General features: G+C 61.4%; 21 protein-coding genes and 1 tRNA gene. 6 read left to right on the top strand and 16 right to left on the bottom strand.

The window, feature by feature from the left end:
* Positions 1-114 precede the first annotated feature (114 nt).
* The 4 genes from VNZ93_RS01065 to VNZ93_RS01050 form a co-directional block, all read right to left on the bottom strand.
* Positions 115-1,143, bottom strand: coding sequence for a DNA polymerase III subunit delta' (locus VNZ93_RS01065; RefSeq protein WP_325698819.1), 1,029 nt, complete (start codon positions 1,141-1,143; stop codon positions 115-117).
* Positions 1,140-1,808 carry a dTMP kinase gene (tmk, locus tag VNZ93_RS01060; RefSeq protein ID WP_325698816.1) on the bottom strand — a complete coding sequence of 223 codons (669 nt, stop codon included), beginning with the start codon at positions 1,806-1,808 and terminating at the stop codon, positions 1,140-1,142. The genes VNZ93_RS01065 and tmk overlap by 4 nt, the downstream gene beginning before the upstream one ends.
* A gap of 25 nt (positions 1,809-1,833) precedes the next feature.
* Positions 1,834-3,060 (bottom strand): D-alanyl-D-alanine carboxypeptidase family protein, encoded by a 1,227-nt coding sequence (locus tag VNZ93_RS01055; RefSeq protein WP_414709941.1) that lies wholly within the window; start codon positions 3,058-3,060, stop codon positions 1,834-1,836.
* A gap of 93 nt (positions 3,061-3,153) precedes the next feature.
* The gene (locus tag VNZ93_RS01050; protein WP_325698813.1) at positions 3,154-3,972 is read right to left on the bottom strand and encodes a septal ring lytic transglycosylase RlpA family protein; all 819 of its coding nucleotides are present in this window, start codon (positions 3,970-3,972) and stop codon (positions 3,154-3,156) included.
* Between the two features lie 224 nt (positions 3,973-4,196).
* Between VNZ93_RS01050 and VNZ93_RS01045 the strand changes: the two genes are divergently transcribed.
* Positions 4,197-4,286 (top strand) — tRNA-Ser (locus VNZ93_RS01045).
* A gap of 688 nt (positions 4,287-4,974) precedes the next feature.
* Positions 4,975-5,721 (top strand): outer membrane protein, encoded by a 747-nt coding sequence (locus VNZ93_RS01040; protein ID WP_325698810.1) that lies wholly within the window; start codon positions 4,975-4,977, stop codon positions 5,719-5,721.
* Positions 5,722-6,230: 509 nt separating this feature from the next.
* Here the strand turns inward: VNZ93_RS01040 and VNZ93_RS01035 are convergent.
* The 9 genes from VNZ93_RS01035 to VNZ93_RS00995 all read right to left on the bottom strand — a co-directional run bounded on the left by VNZ93_RS01035 (position 6,231) and on the right by VNZ93_RS00995 (position 13,633).
* On the bottom strand, positions 6,231-6,518 hold the full coding sequence (locus VNZ93_RS01035) for a hypothetical protein (RefSeq protein WP_325698807.1): 288 nt from the start codon (positions 6,516-6,518) through the stop codon (positions 6,231-6,233).
* A gap of 96 nt (positions 6,519-6,614) precedes the next feature.
* A complete protein-coding gene (locus VNZ93_RS01030; protein WP_325698803.1) occupies positions 6,615-7,745 on the bottom strand; it encodes a branched-chain amino acid ABC transporter permease in 1,131 nt (376 codons plus the stop codon).
* A 9-nt stretch (positions 7,746-7,754) separates the two neighbouring features.
* On the bottom strand, positions 7,755-8,624 hold the full coding sequence (locus VNZ93_RS01025; protein ID WP_325698800.1) for a branched-chain amino acid ABC transporter permease: 870 nt from the start codon (positions 8,622-8,624) through the stop codon (positions 7,755-7,757).
* A 2-nt stretch (positions 8,625-8,626) separates the two neighbouring features.
* Positions 8,627-9,328: an ABC transporter ATP-binding protein gene (locus VNZ93_RS01020; protein ID WP_325698797.1), complete on the bottom strand. Its 702-nt coding sequence runs from the start codon at positions 9,326-9,328 to the stop codon at positions 8,627-8,629.
* Positions 9,328-10,044, bottom strand: a complete 717-nt coding sequence (locus tag VNZ93_RS01015) for an ABC transporter ATP-binding protein (protein ID WP_325698795.1) — start codon at positions 10,042-10,044, stop codon at positions 9,328-9,330. The genes VNZ93_RS01020 and VNZ93_RS01015 overlap by 1 nt, the downstream gene beginning before the upstream one ends.
* A 131-nt stretch (positions 10,045-10,175) precedes the next feature.
* Positions 10,176-11,498 carry an ABC transporter substrate-binding protein gene (locus tag VNZ93_RS01010; protein ID WP_325698792.1) on the bottom strand — a complete coding sequence of 441 codons (1,323 nt, stop codon included), beginning with the start codon at positions 11,496-11,498 and terminating at the stop codon, positions 10,176-10,178.
* A gap of 195 nt (positions 11,499-11,693) precedes the next feature.
* Positions 11,694-12,830 (bottom strand): YeeE/YedE family protein, encoded by a 1,137-nt coding sequence (locus VNZ93_RS01005; protein WP_325698790.1) that lies wholly within the window; start codon positions 12,828-12,830, stop codon positions 11,694-11,696.
* A gap of 2 nt (positions 12,831-12,832) precedes the next feature.
* On the bottom strand, positions 12,833-13,174 hold the full coding sequence (locus VNZ93_RS01000) for a metalloregulator ArsR/SmtB family transcription factor (protein WP_325698788.1): 342 nt from the start codon (positions 13,172-13,174) through the stop codon (positions 12,833-12,835).
* Between the two features lie 84 nt (positions 13,175-13,258).
* Entirely contained in the window at positions 13,259-13,633 is a 375-nt protein-coding gene (locus tag VNZ93_RS00995; RefSeq protein ID WP_325698785.1) for a thioredoxin family protein, read from the bottom strand.
* A gap of 14 nt (positions 13,634-13,647) precedes the next feature.
* Between VNZ93_RS00995 and VNZ93_RS00990 the strand changes: the two genes are divergently transcribed.
* Positions 13,648-14,235 (top strand): thioredoxin family protein, encoded by a 588-nt coding sequence (locus VNZ93_RS00990; protein ID WP_325698783.1) that lies wholly within the window; start codon positions 13,648-13,650, stop codon positions 14,233-14,235.
* Positions 14,236-14,242: 7 nt separating this feature from the next.
* Here the strand turns inward: VNZ93_RS00990 and VNZ93_RS00985 are convergent, their stop codons facing one another.
* From VNZ93_RS00985 to soxA, 3 genes are all read right to left on the bottom strand, one after another.
* Complete coding sequence (locus tag VNZ93_RS00985; protein ID WP_325698780.1) at positions 14,243-14,764, bottom strand: DsrE family protein; 522 nt, start codon at positions 14,762-14,764, stop codon at positions 14,243-14,245.
* 63 nt (positions 14,765-14,827) lie between these two features.
* Positions 14,828-15,451, bottom strand: a complete 624-nt coding sequence (gene soxX, locus VNZ93_RS00980) for a sulfur oxidation c-type cytochrome SoxX (protein ID WP_325698777.1) — start codon at positions 15,449-15,451, stop codon at positions 14,828-14,830.
* Between the two features lie 21 nt (positions 15,452-15,472).
* Positions 15,473-16,300: a sulfur oxidation c-type cytochrome SoxA gene (soxA, locus tag VNZ93_RS00975; RefSeq protein WP_325698774.1), complete on the bottom strand. Its 828-nt coding sequence runs from the start codon at positions 16,298-16,300 to the stop codon at positions 15,473-15,475.
* A gap of 343 nt (positions 16,301-16,643) precedes the next feature.
* Here soxA and soxY point away from each other — a divergent pair, with 343 nt between their 5' ends.
* The 3 genes from soxY to soxB all read left to right on the top strand — a co-directional run bounded on the left by soxY (position 16,644) and on the right by soxB (position 19,246).
* Entirely contained in the window at positions 16,644-17,102 is a 459-nt protein-coding gene (gene soxY / locus VNZ93_RS00970; protein WP_325698771.1) for a thiosulfate oxidation carrier protein SoxY, read from the top strand.
* 43 nt (positions 17,103-17,145) lie between these two features.
* A complete protein-coding gene (gene soxZ / locus VNZ93_RS00965) occupies positions 17,146-17,475 on the top strand; it encodes a thiosulfate oxidation carrier complex protein SoxZ (RefSeq protein WP_325698768.1) in 330 nt (109 codons plus the stop codon).
* Positions 17,476-17,563: 88 nt separating this feature from the next.
* Positions 17,564-19,246 carry a thiosulfohydrolase SoxB gene (gene soxB / locus VNZ93_RS00960; RefSeq protein WP_325698765.1) on the top strand — a complete coding sequence of 561 codons (1,683 nt, stop codon included), beginning with the start codon at positions 17,564-17,566 and terminating at the stop codon, positions 19,244-19,246.
* The last annotated feature ends 64 nt before the right edge of the window (positions 19,247-19,310 follow it).

Here is a 19,310-nt window from a genome sequence, read left to right as displayed (position 1 = left end):
GCTCGCTTCGATTTCGACTTTTTCGCCATGGGTCACTCGGCCGTGAGCAGGTGCAGTTTCAGACAATAATGGCCGCGTCACACGCGGCCCGGCGGATTTTCGACGTGAGAGCTATCAGCCGCGTGCGGCATCGGCAAGGCGGCCAAACGTCCTGAAGATCAGAGGCTTGCGGTCAAGATTGTAGATATCGGTGTCGCGCGCCACCGCATTGAGTTCGCCCCAGATATCGGCGACGCGGGCAGCGCGCGCCTTGTCCGGCAGGCTGTCCGACAGACGGGCCGAGAGCCAGTCATTGACAGTATCCATGACGATCTCGAAGACTGCACCATCTGCCATCGCAAGGCTGTCAGCCAGAGCGTGGAGTTCGCGCATGTCGATGGCCGGCAGCCGTGCCAGCAGGGCCGCGGTCTGCTTCCGCAATTTGAAGGCCGGACCGTCGGAGAGCGACAGGGCCCGGCTCACGCTTCCCTCGGACGCCGCGACAATTGAGGGGTCGGGCTCCTCCCCTGTTGCCGCGGTCAGTGCCCGCGCCAGCTCGTCCGGGGCAAGGGCACGCAACAGCAGACGATGACAGCGCGAACGTATGGTCGGCAGCACCGAGCCGGGCGCGTGGCTCACAAGCAGGAACAGCGTGCGGGCTGGCGGCTCTTCCAGGCCCTTCAGGAGGGCGTTGGCGCTCTCCGCGTTGAGATCGTCGACGGCGTCGACGATGACGACGCGCCAGCCGCCCAATCCTGCGGTCGAAGCGAGAAATGTCGCGACCTTGCGGGCATCGTTCACGCGGATCACGGTGCGCAGCTTGCCGGTATCGGACAATGTCCGCTCGAGCACTAACAGATCGGGATGCGATTGCGCCGCGATCAGTCCGGCCGCTGCGTTATCGGCCGAAACGGCCAGTGTCGTCGCCGCCTGCACGGCTGCTGACGACGGATCGGGATACGCCAGGACGAAACGCGCCATCCGGAAGGCCAGCGTCGCCTTGCCGATGCCGGGGCTGCCGCCGATCAGCCAGGCATGGGGAATGCGCCCGGAGCGATAGGCATCCAGCAGCGTGCGCTCGGCCGCAGCGTGCCCGAACAGCGCCATCGTCTGCCGGGGCTGCGTTATGCCACCGTCACTTGCTTCGGCGGACGTGCGGCTCACGTCCCGGTTTCCTCGATCGCGAGCGGCGCGGTCGCCGGGTCAAGCCGCCGGCTTACCGTCGCCCACACGCGTTCGGCGACGCGTTCGGGCTCATCGCTTGCATCGATCAGGACGCAGCGCTCCGGCTCGCCTATCGCCAATTGCCGATAGGCGTCCCGCAGCCTTTCGTGAAACGCGATGTCTTCGCTCTCGAAGCGATCGATTTCCGCGTCGCCACGCCGCGCGTCGGCACGCGCAAGTCCGATCTCGGCCGGTGTGTCCAGAACGATCGTGAGGTCGGGCTTGTTGTCGCCCACCGTGATCTTCTCGAGTCGCTTGATCAGGCGCGGATCCACGTGTCCAAGGACGCCCTGATAAATGCGGGTGGAATCCGAAAAGCGGTCGCAGATCACCCAGGAGCCGCGATCGAGAGCAGGCCTGATGGTATGCGCGATGTGATCCTCGCGCGCGGCGGCAAACAGCATCGCCTCCGCATCCGCGCCGAGGGGCTTCGCGGCACCCGACAGGATGACATGCCGGATCACTTCGGCGCCCGGCGAGCCGCCGGGTTCGCGCGTCAGCGTCACCGAAAGACCGAGCGTTTTCAGGCGCTCGGCAAGCGTCCGGGCCTGGGTTGACTTGCCCGTCCCCTCGCCGCCCTCGAATGTGATGAACTTTCCGCGCATGCCTCAGGTCCCGGCCGAACGAACCTTATAGCTTCTGCAACCCGGCACGGAACCATCCGCCGAACAATTCCGCCAGTCCATCCATGGCGCGCCGGTGCAATGGTCCGGCCGGGACGGATTCGGCAGCTTGCAGCGGTACTTCCAGCGCGACATTGTCGCCACGCCAGACCTTCAAAACGCCGACCTCCTGCCCCTCTTTGACAGGTACGTCCAAAGGCCCCTGGTAAACGATGCGCGCAATGATGCGCTCGGTGCCGTTCTTCGGAACCATCAGCCGGATCGGCTTTCTGCCAAGGGCTTCAAGCGGCACGTAGCGCTGCTCGCCGCCATAGGCGCGTGCCTCGCCGATGCGCTGGCCTTCCGCGAACAGCACACGCGACTCGAAGCCATTGAACCCGAAATTCAGAATTTTTCGTGCTTCGTCGGCGCGTTCGGTTGCCGTCTTGAGCCCGTTCACCACAACGATCAGCCGCATGTTGTTCTGAACGGCGGAGCCGACCAAGCCATAACCGGATTCGTTGGTGAAGCCGGTCTTCAGTCCGTCCGCCCCGATATTCATCGCCAGAAGCGGATTGCGGTTTAGCTGACGGATCTTGTTGAAGGTGAATTCCTTCTCGCCGTACCACTTATAAAAGTCCGGATAGGTATGGATAATGTGGCGCGCGAGCTTTGCGAGTTCGCGCGTCGTCACCCGCTGTTCGGGATCGGGCAGTCCGGTGGAATTCGTGAAGTTGGACTGCGTCAATCCGAGTTCGCGCGCGCGTCCATTCATCAGGCGCACAAACGCCTCCTCGTTGCCGGCAATTCCCTCCGCGAGCGTGATACAGGCGTCGTTGCCCGATTGTATGATCGCCCCCTGCAGAAGGTCCGACACCTTCACGCGGCTGTGGATCGGCGCGAACATGGTCGAGCCGCCGGACGGCGCCCCGCCCTTGCGCCAAGCCCGCTCGCTGACGACGAATTCCTCGTCGAGTTTGACGTTGCCTTCCTTGATTTCGTTGAACACCGTCTCGGCTGTCATCAGCTTGGCGAGACTTGCCGGCGCGACCAGAGCATCCGCGTTCTTCTCGAACAGAACCGTGCCGGACTCCGCTTCGATCAGAATCGCGTTAGGCGCGGCCGTCTGAAAGCCGTCTTCCTTGGCCTTGCCGCCCGCAATGGTGGCCGGCGCCGAAAACGCTGCGCCGAGGCTGGCGGCGAGGATGGATAAGGCGGCCAGAGCGCCGAGGGCGCGCGGGGTCAATTGAGTCATCACGGCGGACAAAACCACATTATGCGCGAAAACGCGCGAGCGACGCCCAGAATCACGCCCCACTGAACCAAATGAAGCCGAACTGGCAACGCGCTAGTAAAGGCCGCGTCCGCTCATGAATCCGGCGCGCGCATCATAGCGCATGGCACCCCCGGCGGAAACCGGGTCGGTCGTCGCCCGGTACCGCCCGGATGCCGTGACGTCGGTCAGACGCGGCGAGGACGGCTCGCCCAGATTGTAAGGCCGCCCAGCCGGTATCGGCACGGGACCGCCGACGGCAATGCCGCGCGGCGATTGAGGCAGCGCGATCGGCGCATTGCCGGCAGACGCGACCACGACCGGCGCAGGCGCCGGCTCGCCATGGCGCAACGTGGCGGCCAGCCGCTTGTCGTCCGAGCCTTCCAGAGCCGCGCGACCGATATATTCGACGCGGACACGCGCGACGCCGTTGTCCTTGAAGCCGAGGAGTTCCGCAGTCTTGTGCGACAGGTCGATGACGCGGTTGCCATGGAATGGCCCGCGATCGTTCACGCGCACGATCAGCGAGCGCTTGTTGCCAAGATTGGTTACACGCACATAGGACGGCATCGGCAGCGTCGGATGCGCGGCGGTGATCGATTCCATGTCGAACACTTCGCCATTCGCGGTCAGGCGGCCGTGGAAATCACGCCCGTACCAGGAGGCGAGCCCCTCCGTACGGAAGCTGGTATTTTCCTCGGGGATATAGGTGCGGCCGGCCACGACATACGGCTTGCCGACCCGATAGACGCCGCCGCCCTTGGGGGCGCGCTCACCCAGCTCCACGACACGCGGGCTCGATGCCACGCCGTATTTCGGATCGACCTTGCGCGCGAACTTGTCGGACGAGGCGCAGCTGGCAAGAGTTAGCGCGGCAGCCGTTACAGCCGCCATCCGTATCCAACGTTTCCCCCGAAACGACGGCATTCCATCCCCGATGAACCTGTCAGGGCACGAAGGCCCGACCCCGATTCACCATAGCGTGACCCGCCCGCCACGCAAATGGTCAGAACATTCTGTTGGTTAACGCCGGATATGCGTGCGGTATCTTATGACAGCAAACTTGAAGGCTTGCGCTTGCAATACCGCCGTCCTTCCCTCATTCAATGCGCTGCGACGGAAGGGTGGCCGAGTGGTTTAAGGCAGCGGTCTTGAAAACCGCCGTGGGTGCAAGCTCACCGTGGGTTCGAATCCCACCCCTTCCGCCAAGAGTTGATTTGACTGAACCACCCTTCTCAATGGTGCGTTCAAGCACGCAAACTGCCAACTTGCGGCTGGCCTCATTCAGCAAGACGCAGATGGCGGGAAGGATTTCAAGGACGCCAATTTGCGAGCTGCCGATTTTCTGGCGACGGTCTCAGCGATACCAACCGCGGGGACATCGGCAAGCTGCCAGCGCTGACGGCGCGCCCAACCCCATAATAGGCGACCGGCCTTGGCGGCAGGCCAAAGGTGGGATTGCCTCAAGAGGCAATGCGGGGAGCCGATCTGGCTTTCGCAAGTGACAACTTCGACGAAGAAATCCGAGCCCGAGCCCGCCCCTCACCTTTTGAGCGCGACCAATCGAGGTCTAAGCAACGTGGCTTCCGCCTCGCCCCACCTAATGCAACCCACGATTGCAAACCTAGGGAGATGAAAAACCACGCCATAAACAATGTTAATTTTACAAAATCAGTCATTCTGGAACCAAAATTTACGCATTTAAAGCGCGCCATCTGCTTATAGTGATGGCTATGGTTAAAATTTGATATGACACTCGTCACAATCCTTAAAATGTGTCCGTAAGGACACATCCCGGACATTATGGCTGTGGCTGCTCGACTCTTTGTCGAAACCATGTCAACTAACTTAAGGACGAATTAAGTGCGACATGATGACTCAGTCAGGGGGAATGAGATGAAGAAGTTTCTCTCAGTGGCGGTTGCTGCGTTCGCGATGACCGGCACTGCATCAGCGGCAGACATCGCCAGTCCGGTTTACAAGGCACCCGTTGCTGCACCGGCCTATTCCTGGACCGGCTTCTATATCGGTGGTCACGTCGGCTACGGATGGGGTGAAGCGGCAGCGACACCGACCGGAATCGTCGGTCTGATTGCCGACCCGTTCCGGTTCAATACCAACGGCTTCATGGGCGGCGCGACGGTCGGTTATAATTATCAGTACGGCAATATCGTCATCGGCACCGAGGGTGAAATCGCTTGGTCGGATATCGACGGCTCGGGAGGCGGGAATCTCCTCTTCGGTCTCGGTGGCTCGACCCTCACCGGCACGTACCAGAATAAATGGAACGCGAATGTCTCAACCCGCATAGGCGTCGCCTTCAACACCGTCCTCGTCTACGGCAAGGCTGGTGTCGCGTGGGCCAACAATGACTACAGCGTGACCGCAAGCATTCCCGCAGCCCCCTTTGCTTACGCCTCGACGATCTCGGAAACCGAGACCGGTTGGATTGTTGGCGGCGGCGTGGAATGGGCCTTCGCCGGAAACTGGACCATGAAGATCGAAGGCACCTACATGGACTTCGGGCAGAAGAACCGTGCATTCACGCCGGTTCCGATCGTCCCCGGGTTTGCTCTTCCCGTTAACGCCGACATCGACTCGCATATCAGCACAATCAAGTTCGGCGTGAACTATCGCTTCTGAGTTACGCATGAGTCGGAATTGACCCCCGGCTCACTCGACTGGCCCGGCCGCAGACCCCTGCGCGCCGGGCTTTTTCATTCAATCAGCACAGGCGCCGCGACTGGCTGAAAGACAGATCCGATCGGATCAACCGCCGGCGTTGCCACGCATGAAAAGTCAGGCCATTAACGAAACGACCCGAAGGCGCCGGCAAGACACGGGTCGCGCCAGCACGCTCGCGCTGCGCGCCCGAAACGTCCTGCATAACCTCGATGGGAATGTCCCGCTGATGCGGTCGGATTTGAACAAGCGTGTCCGACCCAAACGCGCCGCGCTGACGCCAATCCCGGAAGGCTGGCGCCGTTACGTTCTCTTCGGCTGCTTCGCAATCGGCGTGGTCGGCGTTCTGATGACGCTCGGCGCAATCTATCTGCTACCCCGCGTCTTGCCATACCTCCGCTGAACCGTAATCGGTTCGCATATCGGAACCCGCACTCTCCCCCCGACGAAGAGTGCGGGCTTTCGCAGCGTCAGGCTGCGGCCTTGTTCTTGATCGCGCCGACGATGGCGGTGAGGATTGCACCGCCCGCTCCGCCCGCGATCACATGCGAGACAATTCCACCAACGGTAAGATTGCCGGCTTGCGCTGCGGCAAGCACCGACGGCATCAGTAACGTCAGGACCTGCCCCAGCACACCGCCACCGACAGCGCCCGCAATGAGATTGCCGATCATGCCGAGATCGAATTGCGGAGACGCTTTACCCGCGCCTGCACCGCCAACTGCACCTGCGATGAGGTTGATCAGAAGCTGTTCCATGAGGAGCCTCCTGCCCGTTGTTGAACGGGATGAAGTCTAGACCCCACTGCCGGAGTCGTCGATTGAACCCGGCACCCATACACCGGTATTACGACCCTATCCCGGTGTGGTGACCTTCAGTTTGCGCCGCACAGGAAACAGCACAAGGCCCCAGCGATCCGAAACATAGCCCCAGATCCCCTTCGGCGCGAACAGCATGACGACGATCGCAAGCGCGCCGAGAAGGATCAGATACCAGGTGCCGTAGCTCGAGAGGTAGGTCTGCATCAGATAAAAGATGATGACGCCGACGATCGGCCCTTCGATGGTTCCGATGCCGCCGATCACCACGATGAAGATCACGTAGGCCGTCCAGTCGAGGACCGAGAACGCGGCGTCCGGGGAGATGCGCGCCTTCTGCAGATAGATCAGCGCGCCGACCATCCCGGTGCCGATCGCGGCGAATACGAAGACCCAGAACTTCGTCCGGAAATTGTCGATCCCGACGCTCTCGGATGCGACCTCGGAATCGCGGATGGCGGCGAGCGCGAGCCCGCGCCGCGACCGCAGGATCCAGTAGACAGCAAAAACGGTGCCGACGACCAGCGCAAGCGCAATCCAGTAGGTGACGATGTCCCGCGCCGCCGGCGTGCGAACATTGAATGCGGTCCTGACCCATTCAATGCCGAACACGCCATTGGTGACGGATGGCGGCAGCGACGTTCCGGTGCCGCCGCCGAGCGATTTGAATTGCGCGAGAACGAGACGGTAGACCTCGGCCATCACCCAGGTGCCGATAGCGAAGTAAGCACCGCGCAGCCGGAATACGACGAAGGCCGTCGGCACCGCGCACAGTCCCGCGAAGGCGCCGGCCAGAATGATCGCCAGGATCGGATCGACATCGCCGAAGATCGTAAGCGCGAACAGCAGATATGCGCCGAGGCCAACGAACGCCTGCTGGCCGACGGAAACCAGCCCCGCATAGCCCGCCAGCAAATTCCAGTATTGCGCAAGCGCCAGCATGTAGAAGATGAAGATCAGATCCTGGACCGCATTGCGGGTCGCAAATGTCGGCAACAGGATCAGGAGGCCGACAAGCGCAATGGCGAGGACCGCAAGAAGCCGGCCATGGCCACCGCCGATCTGGCTTGTGTAACCACGCGTGACGACAGGATCCTCGCTGCCACCCACCGGCGCCTTGCCATTCCTGTTCTGCTGCAAGCCGGAAACCTTCCAAAACAGATCCATCTGGAGACCTCAATCGAACGCACGCGGAAACAATCCGCGCGGCTTGACGACGAGGACAATGAGAAACGCAATATGACCAGCCAGGATCTGCCATTCCGGGTTGATGGCGGCTCCGATCGTCTGCGCGAGCCCGATGATCATTCCGCCGATCAGCGTGCCCCACAGGCTCCCGAGCCCACCGATGATGACCGCCTCGAACGCATAGATCAGGCGGGCGGGGCCGATGGTCGGATCGAAATTGGCGCGCATGCCGAGATAGAGCGCGGCGATTGTCACCACGATCATCGCAACCCCCATCGCCACCGCGAAAATGCGGCGGTGATCAATCCCCATAACCTGCGCGACCTCGAGATCGTCGGACGTGGCGCGGAACGCACGGCCAAGCTCGGTCCGGTAGAACAGGAGGTTGAGCGCCATGATCACAACAATGGCGGACATGAAGGTGATCAGCGGCAGCACACCAAATGCGATGCCTCCGCCGAGCGAGATCGACGCCGTTCCGATTTCGCCGGACCGCAGCAACTGACTGTCCGCTGAAAACCCTTCCATGAGTCCGTTCTGAATGATGATCGACAGACCGAAGGTCACGAGCAGCGGCGGAAGCAGATCGCGACCAAGCGTACGGTTCAGCAGCACATGCTGAAGCGCAAAGCCGACCGCGAACATGATGGGAAGCGCCAGCAGGGTCGCCAGAAACGGATCGAGCCCGAGCCATGCGCTGATCGCCAGAATTGCGAAGGCCGCCAGCACGATCAGATCGCCATGCGCGAGATTGACCAGTCGCATGATGCCGAAGATCAGCGAAAGCCCGGCCGCGAACAGCGCATAGAGCCCACCGAGCAGCACGCCCTGAATGATGGTGTTGATCCACTCCGCCATCGCTACGATCCGAAATAGGCGTTATGGATCTGATCGCGCGAGAGCTCGCGCGGCCGGCCTGTGAGCGACAGACGTCCCTCCTGAAAGCAATAGACGCGATCGGCCACCTGCAGCGCCTGCACAATGTCCTGTTCGACGATGATCACGCTGGTTCCGCTTTCCTTGATCCGTGGCAGCGCCGCGTAAATGTCGCGGATGACGATTGGCGCAAGTCCAAGGCTGATCTCGTCGCACAGGAGGACACGCGGGTTGGAAATCAGCCCGCGGCCGATAGCGGCCATCTGCTGCTGTCCGCCCGACAGCGTCGTGCTCGGCGCGTTGCGCCGCTCGCGCAGGATCGGGAAGAGCCGGTAAATCTCATCGAGCGACCAGGGGCCGGGCGCCTGCCGCCCGTAACGACCAATCAGAAGGTTCTCCTCCACGGACAGCGAGGGAAAAAGTCGGCGGCCCTCCGGCACGAGCGAGATGCCGAGTTTCATCACCGCAGCCGCGGGCATCGCACCGATCGCCTGCCCGTCGAACATCACGCTGTCCGGAGCATTGCGGATCAAACCCGCAAGCGACTTGAGAAAGGTCGACTTTCCGGCACCGTTCGCCCCGATGATCGCGACGGTTTCGCTCTGATCGAGAAACGTGTCGATGCCGTACAGCGCCTGGAAGTCGCCGTAGAAGGATTTGAGTGCGCGGGTTTCGAGCAGGGCCATTACGCGTCGATGCCCATATAGATCTGCCGTACCTCGGGAGAATTCATCACGGTTCGTGGATGGCCCTCCGCGATCTTCCGTCCGAAGTTGAGCACCACCAATCTGTCGACGACAGCGAGCAAGGCATGCACCACGTGCTCGATCCATACGATCGTCGTGCCTTCGGCATGGATCGTCTTGATCGTGTGCACGAGTTCCTGGCACTCGCCTTCCGTAAGGCCGCCGGCAATTTCGTCGAGCAGAAGGAGGCGCGGACCGGTTGCGAGTGCGCGCGCCATTTCGAGCCGCTTGCGTTCGAGCAGAGTAAGGGACCCGGCAGGCACATTGGCGCGCGGCAGCAGATGCGTCAGATCGAGGATCCGCCCGCAAGCATCGATCACGTCACGCTCTTTCTTGCCGCGTCCATAGACGGCGCCGACCAAAAGATTCTCGAATACAGTCAGGTTTTCGAACGGCTGCGGGATCTGGTACGAACGACCGACGCCTGCTATGCAGCGCTCATGCGGTCGCGCTCGGGTGATGTCCTTGCCGTCGAGCAGGATCGCACCGGCGGCTGGCGAAATACCTCCCGCAATCAGGTTGAATAGCGAGGTCTTCCCCGCCCCGTTCGGTCCGATGATCCCGAGCGCCTCCCCCGCCTCGACTGACAAGTCGATCTTGTCGGCGACCACGACCGACCCAAACGACTTGGAGATGCTCTGAAGCTGAAGAAGCATAAGGCGCGCACTCAATTCTCAGTTCAACAAGAAAAGGGCCGGAATTTTCCGGCCCCTTCCGCTCTTCAGGAGACCCGCGAGAGTACAAATCGAGGCAGACGCTCTCGCGGGACGACCAGGGAAGCCGTGCACTAGGCAATCGGCTCCATCTTGCCGCCGAGCGGAATGTTCGGCGCGGTGCGGTTGTCGGTCACGACGATCTCGAACTTGTTGCCGTCCTTGATGCGCCACTGGCCACCGACCAGCGGAGTCTTCGTTACGTTCTTGGCGGCAAAAGGCGGCACGCCCTTGCCGTCCCAGCGGACAGGACCGGCAACAGTCTCGATATTGGTCTTCTGGATGGCGTCGACCGTCGATTTTGCGTCGCCGATATCGGCAGTGCGCTTCAGGACGTCGAGCCCGACCTCGAACAGCGAATGCACGAAGCCGATCGGCTGGGTCCATTGCTTCTTCGACGATTGTTCGTAGGCGTCGCCAAGTTGCTTCGCGGTCATGCCGTTCATCGAGGATTTGAACGGATGGCTCGGCGTCCACCAGACTTCCGATGACAGGTTCTGCCCATCCTTGCCGAGCGCCTCGACCGCGACGGGGAAAAGGATCGCCTTGCCGACCGATGCAGCTTTCGGCCTGAAGCCCTGCTGCAGCGACTGCTTCCAGAATGTCGTGAAATCGGGAGGCAGCACCACGCCGGTCAGGATCTGCGCATTGGCCCCTTTGAAGGCCGCGATCTGCGCCGAGAAGTTGTCCGTCAGGTTCTGGTAGCGCCCCGGATCGAACAGCTTGAAGCCGGCCTTGTCGAGTGCCGGCGGCAGACCGACCACCTTGTCGCCCCAGGCGTTGCCGTCAGCATCGTTCGGGAAAAGCCCGCCGACAATCTTGTTGGTGTCGAGCTGGCTCCACATGTTGGTGAAAACGGCGATGACGTCCTCGAGCCCCCAGAAATAATGGTAGGTATAATTAAACGGCTTCCAAGATTTCGGATCGCCTGGATTGGCCTGCCGTCCGATGAAGTAAGGCTGCCAGGGACAGTTGGTGGAGACGCAGGGCACCTCCTCGATCTCGCACTGGGTCGAGACCGGGTTTGTCGTCTCGGGCGTGTTGGCGACCAGCATGAGGTCGATCTTGTCGCGAACGATCAGTTCCTTCGCGACCTCGGCCGCGCGATTTGGATTGGACTGGCTGTCGCGCACGATCACTTCGATCGGACGCGTGGTCTTGCCGGCCTTGATCCCGCCCTTGGTCGCCTCGCGCACCTGGCCGAGCACGAAATTATCCGCTTCCGCGAACGCCGCGAGCGCTCCGGTCTGCGGCGAGACGAATCCGATCTTGATCGGCTTTTGCTGAGCGATAGCGGGCATGTAGACGCCGCTCGACGCGACAGCTGCGCTTCCGGCCGCGGAGTATTTCAGCAGGGTGCGCCGATCGATGCCACGGCGCGTGGTGTTATCAGTCATCGCTGATCCTCCCGATGAATTTTGTGTCTGCGCGTCGACGCGCAGCCGGAACGTCATGTCCCGCCATGCGGGCACGCGCTCCTGTTATGCGATATTGTTCGTTAGCGACCGCAACGTGTCAACGCCGCGCGGGGCCGCGCGGCGTGGCATTTTTCGCTGTTACCGGATAAATCGCGGGCGAGGACGCCGCCTGTATCACGGTTCGGTACAGCTGACGCGATTGAAGCGGACGTTACCGGCCGGTGCGGGAATGGCTGCGCCGACCAAGGGCTTCGCCACACGCTGTCCGCGCTCAACGACCCACCACAGTCCAAGCCGTCCGCCAGCCACGATCGACACGATTGCGATCACCGACCCGACCGAGAGTGTCGACACACCGGTCACGCCCTGTCCGATCGTGCAGCCGAGCGCCGTGATACCGCCAAAGCCCATCATGAATGCGCCAATCAGACGGCGCCTGAACTCTGCCGCGCTTGCCGGAATCTGCCAGCGGAAGCTGCCATCGCTGATGGCAGCGACATAAGCCCCGATCACGAATCCGATCACCGCGCCGACCGGAAAATCGACCGACAGCGCCGTCGACAGCATGCCGTAAAGAAGCGTCTCGCCGAGCGGTCCAACGAAGGTGAACGATTCAATCCGGCGCGAGTCGAACGAATCGTAACCAGCGATGCCGGTTGCCCACCAGCCTGCGACGACAATCGCACCAATCAGCAGTCCGGTCACCGCGAAGCGCGGCGCGGCACGGAAGCCGCGATGCGCGAAGGCGAAGGCCGCGATCGCGAGACCGACAACAATTGCAGCGACGGTGGCGGCCTGCCCGCTCAACCCCGCAAGCAATGGCAGCCGTTGCGTCGCGGATGCACCGAGATTGACCGCCAGCGGATCGGTGACGGCAACGCGCGCGAGGCCAGTCAGGCCGCGCATGGTCATCATCGCCGTCACCCCCATCACAAGAAATGTGATGACGGCACGCAGATCCCCGCCACCAATCTGGCGCAGCGTGCCCATGCCGCAGGTCCCGTTCAGCGCCATGCCGAAGCCGAAGATCAGGCCACCAAGGATCAGCGCGCCGAGTTCGAGACGCGATCCGGTGTAGATCGACTTGGTGAGATCAAGCTCGCCATAGGCTTCAAGAAGATGGACACCAACGATCGCAACGCCAATTGCGAGCAGCCAAGTACGCAGGCGGCGAGTATCATTGGAATAGACCGAATCCTCGATCGCCCCGAGCGTGCAGAAGCGTCCACGGCGCGCGACAAAGCCGAAGGCGGCGCCCAGTCCCAATCCAAGCAGGAACCGGACGAGATTGAGCGAAAGATCGTCGAACATCGTCACTCCTTCGGGGAGCAGAACGCAGCGTGCAAAGCCTCGATCACCTGACGGACTTCGGGACGTGCGAGCGAGTAATAAATGTTCTTGCCGTCGCGGCGCGTCTCGACAAGGTCATCGGCACGCAGTCGCGCCAGCTGTTGCGACACCGCCGGCTGCCGGAGATTGAGAATTTGCTCGATCTCGGTGACCGATTTCTCACCCTCGATCAGAAGGCAAAGGATCACGAGCCTTGCCTCATGCGACAGCGCCTTGAGGAATTCACTCGCCGCCTGCGCGTTTTTCAGCATATCCTCGATGTCGAGGTCGGGCTTTCTGGGTTTGCGGGCTAGCGCGGTCACCATGTCGTCGCTCCGTCACGGATACGACGATACATGCGCTAATCTGCAAGTATTGGAAAGGGATGGAACTTTCAATTTGGGAGGTGGCTAGAGCAAAAGCTTTTCCAGAACGCCCCAAAAAAAGAATTCTCCTGGATATCCCTCGATCCGCGCCTTCTCCTTTCCGTTTTCGACGAGCACAAAGGTCGGCGTGTAACGGACCGGAGATTTCAGTTCGACAGAATTGTCCTTGCCGCGATCGAGATGGACCTGGCGCAGCGGTAGCGACTTTCCAATGTCGGTCTTGGGATAGACCGGACCGATCTCGCGATCCCAAGCCTGGCAATAGGGACAGCCGGCGCGGCGGTACATCACAAGTTCGGCGCCAAGCGCCGGCGGCACGGTGCCGAGCAATGCAAGGAGGACAAGGAAGGCCTTCAACATCCGCACGGGCAGCACCTTTGCAGCGAGCGATTCTGTCATATAATTGCAAGATCATGAATACAAAAGACTCTTCCGGCTTCCTCACGCGCCGCAGCCTCCTGGCTGGCGCCGCAGCATTGCTGTCGCCACTGCAGGCATTGGCTTCAGAGCTGAAGCTGAACGACGACGGGCTCTATACGAAGCCGTGGTTCCTGGAGAGCCTGCTGGATCTCAACGACGACCTGAAAGACGCAACCGACAAGGGCAAGCGCCTCGTCATCATGTGGGAGCTGAAGGGCTGTCCCTATTGCAAGAAGATCCACGAAATCAATCTTGCCGATCCCGCGATCGAGACCTTCATCAAGGACAAGTTCGAGCTCCTGCAGCTCAACATCGTCGGCGCGCGCGAGGTGACGGACTTCGACGGCGAGCGGCTTACCGAGAAGGCATTCGCGCGCAAATATGGCGTCCGCGCCACGCCGACTTTCCAGTTCTTTCCGGAACGCGCCGACGGCCTCGCAAAGAAGTCGCCGGCCGAACGCGAAGTGGCACGCTGGCAGGGCTATATGGAGCCCAAGCCGTTCACGGCGATGTTCCGGTTCGTGGCCGACAAGGCCTACGACAGCACGAGCCTGATGGATTATCTGAAGTCGAACAGCTGACGCGGGCCTACCCGACCTTCAGATACGCGAAGCCCTTGCCCTGCAACTCCGCGACAGTCGCGACTCCCGACGGCACGAACTTCAGGAACGCGCCATCGCGGGTCTTCGCCATGTCGATCTTCTGGCGCTTGTAGGTGATCTCGCACAGATAGGCTTCGACGCCGAACTTGGTCAGCCCGACGAAGCGCTTGTAGATGTCTTCGTCGATCTGGTCCTTCTCCCACGGCGTTCCGGAGCGATCGGCGAGGAAGAATTTGATGCCGGCGCCATGCGCAACAATGACAAGCTTCACCCGCATGGGGTCGAACTCGTAGACCGACAGATGATTGTTGATGTTGGTCAGCATCTGGGAAAAGCGCTGCACGTCGCCGAAATCGCAGTGATAGAGGCAGGCAACATCGGTATCCTTCTTGATGTCGCTCATGCTCAGCTTCGCGGGAGCCGCGGCGACCCGCGACGCACCGATCGCTGCGCCGGACAGTGCAAGTGCGCCGATGAAACCGCGCCGGCTTGTCTTCGACGAGGTCATGGTTCTCTCCATGGAATTCGGCCGGCACGATGATCGCGCCGGCCCGTGAAATTCGCGTGAGCGTCAGTCCTTATTGACCGGACTGTCCGGGCTCATCAGAAGCGCCACAGCATCCTTGATCTGCTCGATGGTCAATACTTTATTCGCGCCGAACCGTGGCATATTCGAGCACGGAAGCGCGGCGTGGGAGTTATATATTTTCTCGTAGGTCGCCTTCACATCGGCTTCCTTGAAATCCCTCAGCTTGCCGTACTGGAACAGGCTCGGACCGAGCGTGCCGTAGCTGACTTCCTGTTTCGAGATCTGATGACAGGCATAGCAATTGCCGCCATTGGCGCGCGTTGCCGGATAGTCGGTAAAACGCAGGCCGTAGCCGCTCTGTGCGAGGGCCTCGCCCTTCTTCCAGTCACCGATGAACTTGCCGTCGGCGGGATACTCGATCGTCGCCCTCTCGCGCTTCTGGATGGCGTCGGCAACCTCCTTCGACGGGTTGTTATGCGCAGCCGAGCATTGCTTCATGGTCTCATCCTGCGACAGTCGCGGGATGAATTGCTCCGGTGCACCGGGAAACGCCGCCTTGATGGCCGCGTCGGCCGCGCCGGCCGGGACCGTGGATTTTTGCTGCGCAATCGCGGCGGAGCCCGCGAACACGGCGGCAGCAAGGAGAACGAAAGGAAGCTTCTTCATGATGTCTGTCCTTCCGTTCGATCAGCGCTTCAGACCGGGCGCGGTGATTTCGCCGCCCGTCGCCTGCTTGGTGAGATAGGCGATCAACGCGATGCTGACATCCGAGCCAAGCTGCAGTTCGGGCAACCGCATCTGCCAGTAGCAGTCAACCAGACGGTGCTGCATGGTCATGACTTGCGTGGTCGATACGCGATAGGCCGGCCATTCACCCACGACCTTGCGGGCTTCCTTGGGGTCGGCAAGGTACGGCAATCCCTGAAGACGAATGCGCAGGCCCTCTGCGGAATGACATGTTGCACAGGAAAAATCGAACGGACCGGAGCGGCGGAAGAACAGTTCCTCACCGAGCGCAACCACCTCCTTTTCCTTCGGCTGGTCGAGCTTCGCGGCGAACTTCTGGCCGGACGACTGGTTCGCAATCCAGGTCGCAATCGCGCCGAGTTCCTTCACCGGCTGGCCGCCACCCGGATGCGGGCGCTTGACGAGATCGGCCGGATTGAAGCCCTGCAGTTTCTCCATGCACCACAGCAGCCGCGTCTCCACATCCATCACGCGGTCCGCGTCCTTGAAGTAGCGCGGCAGCTCAGCGAATGCGCCTTCGACCTTTCCCGGCCCCTTGCCGAGATCGCATTGCTCGAGCGTGACGTTCTTCGGACCACGCGCCGTCTTCCAGAGCGCCTCACCCCTGTCGACATCCAGTAGACCCGGATTGCTCCACGGATCCTCCTTCAGCATCTGGCGATAACGCTCGATCGCCTTTTCGGTGTCGGCATCCTGCGCGATCGCAATACCGACGACCGATAAAGCGCCGATGCAAACGGCAGCTGCCAAAGCTCTGCTAAATCTCACGCGCGTTTCTCCCGCATTGTTCTGCGCCTCGACATGCCTGTACGAAGCAACGGCCTTGAAGATCAAGCCGCGTTTAAAAAGCAGAATACATGCATTTCCCCGCATGAGAAGCTTTTGCTCTTTGTGCGATGCAATGGAGAATAAACGTTGCGAGTAATCGGCGAATTCGATAAACACTTTCAACTCAATGAATATGTCCCGTGCTATAAGCCGGCGACGGCGAGGAAACGTGAGGCGAACGGCGCACTTGCTGCCCGGCTCCTGTCATGCGAATCCCACGCCACGATTGAATTGCGCGCTCGCATCGCCCAGATCACGGCGACGCGTTCAGGAGAGGAATGAGATGACGATATCGATCACTCGCCGGCAGACGCTGTTTGTGGGCGCCGCGGCGATCGCAGCGACCGCCCTGGGACAATCAATCGTGCCGGCCTACGCCGCCAACAATCTCGACGAGCTGTCCAAGGCGTTCACGGGCGGCGCCGCACCGGTCGAAGGCAAGGTCAAACTCGACCTGCCGGAAATCGCCGAGAACGGAAATACCGTGCCGATCACCGTTACGGTCGACAGCCCGATGACGGACGCAGACTACGTGAAGGAAGTGATCGTGCTCGCCGACGGCAATCCGAATGCCGGCGTTGCGACCTTCCATTTCAATCCGGCGAGTGGCGTTGCCGAAGCCAACACCCGGATTCGTCTCGCGAACACGCAGAACATCGTCGCGATCGCCAAGACCAATGACGGTAAATTCTACACCGCCAAGAAGCAGGTGAAGGTCACGATCGGCGGCTGCGGCGGCTGATAGCGCCACCCGATAGCCCCGCACCAAGGTTCAGGAGACTGTAATGTCCACGCCAAAGCCGCGCATCAAGCTCGACAAGAAGGAAGCCAAGAAAGGCGATATCGTTGAGGTCAAGGCGCTCGTCTCGCACGTCATGGAAACCGGTCAGCGCAAGAGCGCAGACGGCAAGGTGATCCCGCGCAAGATCCTCAACAAGTTCACCTGCACGGTGAACGGCAAGGAGGTGTTCTCGGCGGATTTCGAACCGGCCGTGTCCGCCAACCCGTATATCCAGTTCAAGTTCAAGGCCACGGAATCGGGTCCTGTGGTGCTGACCTGGATCGACGACGACGGCACCAAGATCGTCGGCGAAGATAGCATCAAGGTTCTCTGAGCCATCTGGCGCGATCCGTTTCGAGCCGGCCCGGCTCGAAACGCCCGGTCCTGTTCCCCCGGTGACAACCGGGAACGAAGAGGCATGCATGATTTCGAGGCGCGATTTCATCCAGCTGGCTGCCGCAACGGCGGCCATCGTTCCGGGTGGCTGGAGTTCGGCCTTCGCGCAACAGCGGCTCAAACAGGCCGACCTTCTGCGCTTTGAGCCGCTGGGCAACGTCACTCTGGTCCACGTCGCCGACATCCATGCTCAGCTCAGGCCGGTCTATTTTCGCGAACCATCGATCAATCTCGGCACCGGTGACGCGAAAGGCCTCGTGCCGCACATCACTGGCAAGGCACTGCTCGACTATTACAGGATCTCCGCCGGCACGCCCGAGGCTTACGCCCTCGCCTATCCGGACTTCTCGGCGCTGGCCAGGAGCTATGGTCGCCTAGGCGGCCTCGACCGGATCGCCACGATCCTGAAAGCCATCCGCGCCGAACGCGGCGACCGCGTGATGTTCCTCGACGGCGGCGACACCTGGCAGAACAGCTACACAGCGTTGCAATCCAAGGGCCAGGACATGGTCGACTGCATGGCGCTGCTGAAGCCCGACGCCATGACCGGACATTGGGAGTTCACGCTCGGTACCGATCGCGTCAAGGAACTCGTCGATGGTCTCGGCTTCCCGTTTCTCGCACAGAACATGCGCGACACGGAATGGGACGAGCCTGCGTTCAAGCCGTCAGCGATGTTCGAGCGCGGCGGCGTCAGGATCGCCGTGATCGGCCAGGCCTTCCCTTACACGCCGATCGCCAATCCGCGCTGGATGATCCCGAACTGGTCGTTCGGCATTCGTGAAGACGACCTGCGCGCAAACGTCGAGAAGGTGCGCAAGGATGGCGCACAGCTCGTTGTGCTGCTCTCGCATAACGGCTTCGATGTCGACCGCAAGCTGGCGTCGCGCGTGCCCGGCATCGACGTGATACTGACCGGGCATACCCATGACGCCCTCCCCGACGTAGTGAAGGTCGGCAAGACGCTGCTGGTCGCGTCCGGTAGTCACGGAAAGTTCGTGTCGCGCCTCGATCTCGATGTGCAGGGCGGCGAGGTGAAGGGCTATCGCTTCCGCCTGATCCCGGTGTTTTCCGATATCATTGCATCCGACGCCGAAATGGCCGCGAAAATCGACGCGATCCGCAAACCGCACGAGAAGATGCTGGGTGAAACCGTCGCGCGCACCGACACGCTTCTTTACCGACGCGGCAACTTCAACGGCACGCTCGACGACGTGATCTGCGACGCGCTCCTGTCGGAACGCGACGCCGAGATTGCGTTGTCGCCCGGCTTCCGCTGGGGCGCCTCGCTGTTGCCCGGACAGGACATCACGCGGGAGGATGTCTACAACGCGACCGCGATCACCTATCCCAATGCCTACCGCATGACGATGAGCGGCGCGCGGCTGAAGGAGATCATGGAGGATGTCGCCGACAATCTGTTCTATCCCGACCCGTATTATCAGCAGGGCGGCGACATGGTGCGGGTCGGCGGCCTCTCCTACACCATCGACGTCAGCAAGCCTGGCGGGCACCGTATCTCCGAGATGACGCTGCTTCGTACCGGAAAGCCGCTCGAAGCGCAGCGCGATTACACCGTCGCCGGATGGGCCAGTGTCAATGAAGGCACGGAAGGTCCGCCGATCTGGGACCTGGTGATCAATCATCTCGCGAAGAAGAAGGTGGTCGCTCCGAAGGAGCTGACGAACGTTCGCGTGACAGGCGTGTAAAAAATTTTGGCCGAACACATGCAAACATACGCATTGTTGAAAATGATCCGCCCGGGAGACGTCG

The organism is Pseudorhodoplanes sp., assembly GCF_035565795.1.
Taxonomy (GTDB): domain Bacteria; phylum Pseudomonadota; class Alphaproteobacteria; order Rhizobiales; family Xanthobacteraceae; genus Pseudorhodoplanes.
Note: the sequence above shows the minus strand (reverse complement) of the source record. Positions and strands in the feature narration are given on the sequence as shown.